Genomic DNA, 8,139 nt, shown 5'->3' with positions numbered 1-8,139 from the left:
CCTCGGCGTCGCCACCGATCTCACCGATCATCACGATGACCTTCGTCTCCGGGTCCTTCTCGAACGCCTCGATGGCGTCGATGTGGGTGGTGCCGATCACCGGGTCACCCCCGATGCCGATGGACGTGGAGAAGCCGAAATCGCGCAGCTCGTACATCATCTGGTAGGTCAAGGTGCCGGACTTGGATACCAGCCCGACAGGTCCGGGGCCGGTGATGTTGGCGGGCGTGATGCCCACCAGCGCCTGGCCCGGGGTGATGATGCCGGGACAGTTCGGACCGATGATGCGGGTCTTGGCGCCCTTGTCGAGGTTATAGGCCCAGGCATATGCGCTGTCCTGCACCGGGATTCCCTCGGTGATGACCACCAGCAGCGGGATCTCGGCGTCGATCGCCTCGATGATGGCGTCTTTGGAGTACACCGGTGGCACAAAGATGATCGACACGTCGGCGCCGGTCTTCTCGATGGCCTCGACGACGCTGCCGAACACCGGCAGTTCGACGGGGTTGCCGTTGACGTCCTTGTGCGCGACGGTGGTGCCGGCCTTGCGGGCGTTCACCCCGCCGACGATCTGGGTACCGGCCGCCAGCATCCGTGCGGTGTGCTTGGTGGCCTCGGCGCCGGTGATGCCCTGCACGACGACCTTGTTGTCCTTGGTCAGAAAAATTGCCATTAGGTCAGGTCTCCTTGATCAGGCGTTCGCCAGCTCGGCGGCTTTGTCGGCGGCTTCGTCCATCGTCGGCACCACGGTCACCAGCGGGTGGTTGGCCTCGGCGAGGATGCGCCGGCCTTCGTCGACGTTGTTGCCGTCGAGCCGGACGACCAGCGGCTTGTTTGCGTCGTCACCGAGGATTTCGAGCGCCTTGACGATTCCGTTCGCGACGGCGTCACACGAGGTGATGCCGCCGAAGACGTTCACGAAAACGCTCTTGACCTGTGCGTCGCCCAGGATGACGTCGAGCCCCGCGGCCATCACCTCGGCCGAGGCGCCGCCGCCGATGTCGAGGAAGTTGGCCGGCTTGACGCCGCCGTGCTTCTCGCCCGCGTAAGCCACGACGTCGAGCGTCGACATGACCAGCCCGGCGCCGTTGCCGATGATGCCGACCTGACCGTCGAGCTTGACGTAGTTCAGGTCGTGCTCCTTGGCCTTCAGCTCCAGCGGATCGGTGGCGTCGCGATCTTCGAACTCGACATGGCCGGGCTGCCGGAAGTCGGCGTTGCCATCCAGCGTCACCTTGCCGTCCAGCGCCAGGATCTGGTCGTCGGGTGTCCGCACCAGCGGGTTGACCTCGACCAAGGTGGCGTCCTCGCCGACGAAGACCTCCCACAGCTTGGCGATGGTGATCGCCGCGGCGTCGAGCACCTCGGCCGGCAGGTGGCCCTGTTCGGCGATCGAGCGGGCGAATGCCACGTCGACGCCCTTGACCGCGTCCACCGGGACCTTGGCCAGCCGCTCGGGCTTGGTGGCCGCGACCTCTTCGATCTCCATGCCGCCCTCCACCGAGCACATGGCCAGGTAGGTGCGGTTGGCGCGGTCGAGCAGGAAGGAGATGTAGTACTCCTCGGCGATATCGCTGGCCTCGGCGACCAGCAGCTTCTTCACGACGTGGCCCTTGATGTCCAGGCCGAGAATGTTCTTCGCGTGGTTGTAAGCGTCATCCGGGGTCGCGGCGTATTTCACGCCACCGGCCTTGCCACGTCCGCCGACCTTGACCTGCGCTTTGACCATCACCGGGTGCCCGATCTCTTCGGCGATGGCCTTGGCCCCGTCAGCGGTGTCGGTCACCCGGCCGGGCGTCGTTGGGACGTTGTGCTTGGCGAACAGCTCCTTCGCCTGATACTCGAAAAGGTCCATGGGCTCACTTCTGTGTGTCGGCCTATTTCTAAGCGAGCCGGGGTTTTCCGACGCCCGCTTGCGGGAACTGTATCGACACGGCCTTAACGTTCCGTCGTCGGCATCGGTGGATGTGTCAGATCTCACCGAGCGGTCCATCGTGATTCAAATCACAATCCCCGACGGATTCCTGGCTTAGCTTGCGACCTCCCCAGGTCGCCGGTTAACGTCGCAGGGTCCAGATAACGTTATGGTTACGGCTCGAGGGACAATCAGCTTGACTCAGCAAATCCCGGCACCGTCTCCTGTGCAAGGAGAGCATTCGGCGTCCCGCGGCAGCTTGTCAGCTCCCAATCGCAACGAAGTCACCGACATCATTCCTTTCAATGAGTTCGGCAAGCTCGACGACCTGGATTTCAGCGCGAATTCGCACTTCGACAAAGAAGCGCAGGTCCTGCGCGCGCCTGAGCTCGACGACCTGGACGACACCGACAACCTCGTCGTCATGAACCTGGCCGGCCCAAGCGTGTCCGAGCGCCACATCGACCCGCTCCGGCGTGACGCGCACCGCGGTAATGGCGACGCGGAGCTGATTGCCCGGCGCGGGCAACACCGCAAACAGCTGACCGGCCCGGCTCGAGGTCGCGTGCTGATCGGCGCTATGGCGGCGGGTGCCGCCGCCGCCGCTGCGCACTCCGCCACCGAGACCCCAGAGCACTCCAAGGCTCATACCGTGCTGGCCGCCCAAGCCGCAGCGACCAACGGCGGGCCGATCAGCACCTCCGGCGGCGGTATGCAGATGGTGACCGTACGGCCGGCCGCGAACGTCGCCGTCCACAACGCCGAACTGGCCCACGGCGTCGCGTTCGCTCAGGAACGCGCCCAACGTGAGGCCAGGCTGCAACAGCCGCTGTTCGTCATGCCGACCAAGGGCATCTTCACCTCGGGCTTCGGCTACCGGTGGGGCGTCCTGCACGCCGGCATCGACCTCGCGAACTCGATCGGCACCCCGATCCACGCGGTCTCGGACGGCGTCGTCATCGATGCGGGCCCGACCGCCGGCTACGGCATGTGGGTCAAGCTGCGTCACGCCGACGGCACGGTCACGCTGTACGGCCATGTCAACACCACGATGGTCAGCGTGGGTCAGCGTGTGATGGCCGGCGACCAGATCGCCACCATGGGCAACCGCGGCAATTCCACCGGACCACACTTGCACTTCGAGGTACTGCTGGGCGGCACGCAGCGAGTGGACCCGGTGCCGTGGCTGGCCAAACGCGGTCTGTCTGTTGGCACCTTCGCCGGTTGACCGGTGACCGACCCGAACAATCCCGCACCAGGCGATCGCCCGCCTCCCGCAGCGCCCAGCGGGCCCATGCCCGCCGCCGGCGGTCCTGAGCAGGCCCCTCAAACGACGCGCATCATTCGCCGGGCGCCGACCGGGCCCTTGCCGCAGGCGGTCGACGACGCCCGCACCACGCACATCCCACGCCCGCCGTCGCCCCCGCAATACGCTCCGCCGAGCCGGCCGCCCGCGATGGCGCGCAGCCCATACGGCGAACCCAGCCGGACAACGGCAGTGGCCGCCGCGGCCGTCAGCATCATCAGCGGCTGGGCCACCTCGGTGGTGGCGACCGATCTGATCGCGGGCTGGTGGAGATCGGACCGGCTGTTCTGCGTCGCGGTGGCGTTCCTTGCGCTGGTGTTCGCGCTTGCCACGATCTCCGGGGTGATCCTGCTGCTGCTACGCCAACCGCTGAGCCGCTACCTGATCGTGGCGGGCGCCGTGGTCGCGATCCTGACCTACCTCGGCGTGTTCATCGCCGGCGCACGGGTGGCCTGGATCGTGCACACCCTGCCAATTCTGCCGATCACCAGCGCCGTGCTGACCTTGCTGCCGCGCACGCGGGATTGGCTGCTGGAGGACTAGAGCTTCGCGACCGGAGCGTGGTTGTGCATCAGCTTGACCCGACCCGAACTGCCGAAGTCGATCAGCGACATCGCTGATTCGCCGACGCCGGAGACCTCTTCGACCCGGCCCAGGCCGTACTTGTCGTGGGTGACCCGGTCGCCAGGCTCCAGCACCAGCAGCGGACGCTTGCTGCCTCCCCCGCTTCGGGTCGGCGACGGGCGCGGCGTGCCGAACCGGCCGGCGCCGCTGACCGGCGCGCTGAACGACGGCGTCGGGTCGGTGCGACGCCAGTCGATGAGCTCTTGCGGGATCTCGCGCAGAAACCGCGATTCCGGGTTGAGCATCGGCTGTCCCCACGACGAGCGAACCTTGGCGCGGCTGACATAGAGACGCTGCCGCGCCCGGGTGATCCCGACGTAGGCCAGTCGACGCTCCTCGGACAGCTCGCCGGCGTCGCCCAAAGCCCGCATGTGCGGGAACATTCCGTCTTCCCATCCGGTGACGAACACGACCGGGAATTCCAGTCCCTTGGCGGTGTGCAGCGTCATCAGCGTGACCAGACCGGCGGTGTGCTCCGGGATTTCATCGGTGTCGGCGACCAACGACACCCGTTCCAAGAATTGGGCCAGCACACCGGTGTCCGGCACGTCCTCGTCGTCGAGATCGGTTCCGAGTGCTTCGGCATTGGCCAGGTCGGTGGCGAATTCGTGTGCAACGCTGACGAGTTCGTTGAGGTTGTCCAGCCGGGCCAGGTCTTGCGGGTCGGAGGATGACTCCAACTCCGCGCGGTATCCGGTGTGCTCCAGCACCGCCTCGACCAGTTCGCCGAGGTCGCCCTCCGACGCGTCGAGCCGGCTCCGCAGTTCGTCGAGCATCTCGACGAACCCCGCAATCGCCTTGGCCGAGCGGGTATTCAGCAGCGGCACCTTGCCTTCGGCGGCGGCCTGCAGCGCATCGGCGAAACTGGATCCGGTGTTCTCGGCGTACACCGCCACGCAAGCCTCAGCCCGATCGCCGATGCCGCGCCGCGGCGTGTTGAGGATCCGCCGCAAACTGACCGCGTCGCCGGGGTTGTCCAGCACGCGCAGGTAGGCGACGATGTCGCGAATCTCCCGGCGCTCGTAAAACCGCACTCCCCCAACCACTTTGTAGGGAATGCCGGCGCGGATGAACACCTCTTCCAACGACCGCGACGAGTTGTTGGTGCGGTAGAAGACGGCCACATCGTTGTAGGTGATGTCGCTGTTGGCGGCCAGCCCGTCGATTTCCTCGGCAACGAACCTCGCCTCGTCATGCTCGTTGTCGGCGACGTAGCCGACGATCAGCTCGCCCTCGCCGGCGTCGGTCCACAGCCGCTTGTCCCGTCGTCCGGCATTACGGGAGATCACCGAGTTGGCCGCGGTCAGGATGTTCTGCGTGGAGCGGTAGTTCTGCTCGAGCAGGATTGTCGTGGCGTCGGGGTAGTCGCGCTCGAAGTCTTCGATGTTGCGGATCGTGGCCCCGCGGAACGCGTAGATCGACTGGTCGGCGTCGCCGACCACGCACAGCTCGCCGGGTGTCACACCGTCCTCGCTGTCGCGGCCGACCAGTTCGCGGACCAGGACGTACTGCGCGTGGTTGGTGTCCTGATACTCGTCGACCAGAATGTGCCGGAAGCGGCGGCGGTAATGCTGGGCGATCTGCGGGAAGGCCTGCAGCACCGCGACCGTCTCGCCGATCAGGTCGTCGAAATCGAGGGCGTTGGCCAGCCGCAGCCGGTGCTGGTATTCGGAGAATACGGCGGCCACCGTGCGCGCCAAGTCGTCCGCGTCGTCGGACAGGTTCGCCATCGCCTGGTGCGGGTCGATCAGCTCGTTCTTCAGGTTGGAGATGGCGTTGGCCAGCAGCCGCGGCGAATATCGCTTGACGTCCAGGCCCATGTCCTTGGCGATCATCTGCAGCAGACGTCGGGAATCGTCGGCGTCGTAGATGGAGAAGTTGGAGTTGAGGCCATCGATCAGCGACGCCTGGTTACGCAGAATCCGCACGCAGGTCGAGTGAAAGGTCGACACCCACATCGATCGCGCCCGCGGGCCGACCAGCGCCACGACGCGTTCGCGCATCTCAGCGGCGGCCTTATTGGTGAAGGTGATCGCCAGCACCTGCCCGGGCCCGACGTCGCGCGCGGCCAGCAGGTAGGCGATACGCCGGGTCAGCACGGCGGTCTTACCCGAGCCCGCGCCCGCGACGATCAGCAGCGGCGAGCCCTCGTGCAGAACCGCCTGACGTTGTTGGGGGTTCAAACCGTCGAGAAGTTGATCGCCTTCAGACTCGGTCACGTGCTGCACACTCATAACTGGTCCAACCTACCGCCGTTCGGCGACACCTTTGCGCCGGAACGCCTCCAAGTGGCACACTCATTTCGTGCTCAACATGCAGCGTCGATTTTTCTACGGGTACCGGCCAGCGGTGCCCGTGGTTTAGCTGCTTCCCAGAGCCCCGCGGTCCGCTTCCGGATCCGGGGCTCGTCTCTTGTGTGAGGCCCGAAACCGGATGAAACCGCAACCCCCTCCACACAACGAGAATTCGGAGTCCGAGATGACCATCGAGATAGAACAACCCACTGATATCGATGAGCTGCGGCTGGAAATCGACCGGCTCGATGCCGAGATCCTGGCCGCGGTCAAGCGTCGCGCCGAGGTGTCCCGGGCGATCGGCAAAGCCCGGATGGCTTCGGGCGGCACGCGGTTGGTGCACAGCCGCGAAATGAAGGTCATCGAGCGCTACAGCGAACTCGGGCCCGAGGGCAAGGACCTGGCCATGCTGCTGCTCAGGCTGGGTCGCGGCCGGCTCGGTCACTGATCCGCCCGATTCGCCGCCCGTTCACCTCGGCTTCAGCGCGCGGGCCCGGTCAACCTGACTAGGGTCGAGGCATGACTGCGGTTGAACGGATTCCCGACATCTCAGCGACCTCGGCATGGAAGGCGCTGGGCAAGCACCACGACCAGATCGTAGGCACCCACCTGCGTGAATTCTTCGCCGAGGACCCAGACCGCGGCCGCGAATTCAACATCACCGTCGGCGACCTCTACATCGACTACAGCAAACACCGCATCAACCGGGAAACGCTGAAGCTGCTGACCGACCTGGCTCGCGCCGCTGAGCTCGAGCAGCGTCGCGACGAGATGTTCTCCGGCGTCCACATCAACATCTCGGAGAATCGCGCTGTGCTGCACACCGCATTGCGACTTCCCCGCGACGCCAAGCTGATCGTGGACGGGCAGAACGTCGTCGAGGACGTCCACTCGGTGCTCGACGCGATGGGCGATTTCACCGACCGGCTGCGCAGCGGCGAGTGGACCGGCGCCACCGGTAAACGGATCAGCACCGTCGTCAACATCGGAATCGGGGGCTCGGACCTCGGACCGGTCATGGTCTACCAGGCGCTGCGGCATTACGCCGACGCCGGTATCTCGGCGCGATTCGTGTCCAATGTCGATCCCGCCGACCTGATCGCAAAGCTGGCCGACCTAGACCCGGCCACAACGCTTTTCATCGTCGCATCCAAGACCTTTACCACGCTGGAGACGCTGACGAACGCCACCGCCGCGAGGCGCTGGTTAACCGATGCGCTCGGGAACGACGCGGTTGCCAAGCATTTCGTCGCCGTCTCGACCAACAAGAAGCTGGTCGACGAGTTCGGCATCGACACGGACAACATGTTCGGTTTCTGGGACTGGGTCGGCGGACGGTATTCGGTCGACTCCGCGATCGGCCTCTCGGTGATGGCCGCGATCGGCCGAGAAGCGTTCGCGGACTTCCTATCCGGATTCCATCTGGTCGACGAGCACTTCAAGACCGCGCCGCTGGAGTCCAACGCGCCGGTGCTGCTCGGCCTGATCGGGCTGTGGTACTCGGACTTCTTCGATGCGCAGGCGCGTGCGGTGCTGCCGTATTCCAATGACATGGCGCGCTTCGCCGCGTATCTGCAGCAGCTGACGATGGAGTCCAACGGCAAGTCGACCCGTGCCGACGGCACCCCGGTCACCACCGACACTGGTGAAATCTTCTGGGGCGAGCCAGGAACGAACGGCCAGCACGCGTTCTACCAACTCCTGCACCAGGGCACCCGGCTGGTGCCGGCCGACTTCATCGGCTTCAGTCAACCCACCGACGACCTGCCCACCATGGACGGCACCGGCAGCATGCACGACTTGCTGATGAGCAACTTCTTCGCCCAGACGCAGGTGCTGGCATTCGGCAAGACGGCCGACGAGATCGCCGCCGAGGGCACGGCCGCCGACGTGGTGCCGCACAAGGTGATGCCGGGCAACCGGCCAACCACGTCCATCCTGGCCACCCGGCTCACCCCGTCGGTAGTCGGCCAATTGATCGCGCTCTACGAGCATCAGGT

The 8,139-nt window shown here is 65.7% G+C and carries 7 protein-coding genes; 4 read left to right on the top strand and 3 right to left on the bottom strand.

Annotated features, from left to right (window positions below; translation table 11 throughout):
• A partial coding sequence (locus VN856_RS07530) for a succinate--CoA ligase subunit alpha (protein ID WP_325687663.1) occupies positions 1–673 on the bottom strand: 673 nt, incomplete at its 3' end.
• 18 nt (positions 674–691) lie between these two features.
• Complete coding sequence (gene sucC / locus VN856_RS07525; RefSeq protein ID WP_325687661.1) at positions 692–1,855, bottom strand: ADP-forming succinate--CoA ligase subunit beta; 1,164 nt, start codon at positions 1,853–1,855, stop codon at positions 692–694.
• A 256-nt stretch (positions 1,856–2,111) separates the two neighbouring features.
• Here sucC and VN856_RS07520 point away from each other — a divergent pair, with 256 nt between their 5' ends.
• Together VN856_RS07520 and VN856_RS07515 are read left to right on the top strand one after the other, a co-directional pair.
• Positions 2,112–3,143, top strand: coding sequence for a M23 family metallopeptidase (locus VN856_RS07520; RefSeq protein ID WP_414686898.1), 1,032 nt, complete (start codon positions 2,112–2,114; stop codon positions 3,141–3,143).
• A 3-nt stretch (positions 3,144–3,146) separates the two neighbouring features.
• Positions 3,147–3,764, top strand: coding sequence for a hypothetical protein (locus VN856_RS07515; RefSeq protein WP_325687657.1), 618 nt, complete (start codon positions 3,147–3,149; stop codon positions 3,762–3,764).
• Here VN856_RS07515 and pcrA read toward each other — a convergent pair.
• Complete coding sequence (pcrA, locus tag VN856_RS07510; RefSeq protein WP_325687655.1) at positions 3,761–6,079, bottom strand: DNA helicase PcrA; 2,319 nt, start codon at positions 6,077–6,079, stop codon at positions 3,761–3,763. The genes VN856_RS07515 and pcrA overlap by 4 nt on opposite strands.
• Before the next feature lie 199 nt (positions 6,080–6,278).
• On the opposite strand from pcrA, the gene VN856_RS07505 reads away from it, so the two are divergent.
• A complete protein-coding gene (locus tag VN856_RS07505) occupies positions 6,279–6,587 on the top strand; it encodes a chorismate mutase (protein WP_325687653.1) in 309 nt (102 codons plus the stop codon).
• A gap of 71 nt (positions 6,588–6,658) precedes the next feature.
• A partial coding sequence (gene pgi, locus VN856_RS07500) for a glucose-6-phosphate isomerase (protein ID WP_325687651.1) occupies positions 6,659–8,139 on the top strand: 1,481 nt, incomplete at its 3' end.

The organism is Mycobacterium sp., from assembly GCF_035603715.1.
GTDB lineage: Bacteria > Actinomycetota > Actinomycetes > Mycobacteriales > Mycobacteriaceae > Mycobacterium.
This window is presented reverse-complemented; position numbering and strand designations above follow the sequence as displayed.

Excerpts from the sequence above, each read along its gene's own strand:
- sucC (WP_325687661.1), bottom strand. The coding sequence starts at position 1,855 with ATGGACCTTTTCGAGTATCAGGCGAAGGAGCTGTTCGCCAAGCACAAC.
- pcrA (WP_325687655.1), bottom strand. The coding sequence starts at position 6,079 with ATGAGTGTGCAGCACGTGACCGAGTCTGAAGGCGATCAACTTCTCGAC.
- VN856_RS07505 (WP_325687653.1), top strand. The coding sequence starts at position 6,279 with ATGAAACCGCAACCCCCTCCACACAACGAGAATTCGGAGTCCGAGATG.